General features: G+C 70.9%; 1 protein-coding gene. It reads right to left on the bottom strand.

Annotated features, from left to right (window positions below; genetic code table 11):
• A partial coding sequence (locus tag OZ671_RS31875) for an autotransporter outer membrane beta-barrel domain-containing protein (protein ID WP_268864424.1) occupies positions 1-1,680 on the bottom strand: 1,680 nt, incomplete at both ends.

Genomic DNA, 1,680 nt, shown 5'->3' with positions numbered 1-1,680 from the left:
GCGCCGCCGTCGATGCCGACCGTCTGGTAGATCGCCTGCAGCTGCGGCGTGATCGTCCAGCCGGCGCCGAGCGCGACCGGATGGCCGGTCTCGAGCGAGGCGGCGAACCCCCAGCCCCGGGTGGCAAGGCTCTCGCCCAGCACCGAGGTCGCGCTGATCGCGCCGTACAGGGTTCCCTGCAGCACCGTGTCGACATACCAGCCGCCCGGCCGGCGGTGGGTCCAGTAGCCGCCGAGCGAATAGGCGTCCATGGCCACCGAGCCGGCCCGGCCCTCGCCATAGACCGTGTCGACGGTGGCGCCGATCCGGCCGTAGCCGACATAGACGCCGGCCGTGTTGAGGGGGTCGCGGTAGAGATGGGCGCCGAACTGGATGCCGCCCATGCGATAGCCGTAGGACGCGCCGTTGCGCTCGAAGGCGTTGAGCCGGTCCATATCGGAGCGGCCGCCGGCATTGTGGGCGCCGAACTGGCCGAAGACGCGGGCCCAGAACAGGTGGCCGGCCGGCAGCGGCGCCTGCTGGTCGACACCGGCATAATAGGCGTTCTGCTGGGGCGTGGGCGTGCAGCGGAAATTGCGGGCAGCGTCCTTGCACCAGATCTCGCGGGCCGGCGCCGGGGCCGGCGGCTGTTCGGAGAAGGGAGCGAAGTCCGGCCCGTAGCGATCGTCGAGCGTGCCGATCATGGTCATGCCGAGGCGGCTTGCCAGCGCCGGCACGATGGCGTCGACCGGCACCTCGACACGGTAGTCGGGCAGTTCGACGGGCTTGTCCGGCGCCGTCGGGCCGGGACCCGGGCTCTGGCCGGGATCGGGGTCCGGACCGGGGGCCGGGGGCGGCGTCTCCGGATCGGGGATGCGGGTGGAGCGCAGGTACCAGTTGCCGTCGGCGGCATCCGCGCCGACGCCGTTGTGGTAGAGCCTGTACTCGTAGGCGCTGCCGGCGACGCGGTTGCCGAGGGTGAAGACGCCGGCGGCGGAGTTGGCCTTGTCGCGCACCTCGACGATCTCGATGCCGTTGCCGGGGGTGAGCGCGCCGGCGACGGCCGGATCGTAGCTGACGCCGATCGCGGTCGGGGCGGAGCCCATCTGGGTGCGGTCGACGATCAGCATGTCGGAATAGGAGTTGGCGGCCCCGCCCGGGGCGATGCCGTCATTGAGGCGGGTGTTGACCAGCAGCTGGCCGCCATTGGTGACGAAGGTGCCGGTGCCGGGCGCGCCGCCGGCCGTGGGATTGCTGGTCATGACCAGCGTGTTGCCGATCTCCGGCCCGCGCAGGTCGATCGTGCCGCTGTTGTTGAAGGTCTGCAGGTTGACGAACTGGCCCTGGACGAGGCCCTCGCGGTTGAGGTCGTAGAAGCCTGCCTCCAGCGGCCGGCTGTCGGCGCCGGTGGTCGGCACGTAGTAGCCGGTCGCATCCGTCGCCGGGGCATTGGCGACCGGTGCGAAGCGGACCGTGCCGCTGTTGTTGAAGGAGGAGTTCGGGCCGCCGAAGTCGGAGACCGACACCGCCTTGGTGTCGCGCAGGCCGTCGCCATTGGTGTCGGCGAAGTGGCGCACCGCGAAGGTGCCGTTGTTGTTGAAGGTGTGTCCCGCGCCGTCCCACAGCGTCACATAGCCCGTCATCAGGGCGTTGTTGTCGATCGTCACGGCCTGCGTCGCCGGCAGGCTGTTGGCCGGATCG

It is taken from the genome of Phreatobacter sp. AB_2022a (assembly GCF_026847585.1).
Classification (GTDB): Bacteria; Pseudomonadota; Alphaproteobacteria; order Rhizobiales; family Phreatobacteraceae; genus Phreatobacter.
This window is presented reverse-complemented; position numbering and strand designations above follow the sequence as displayed.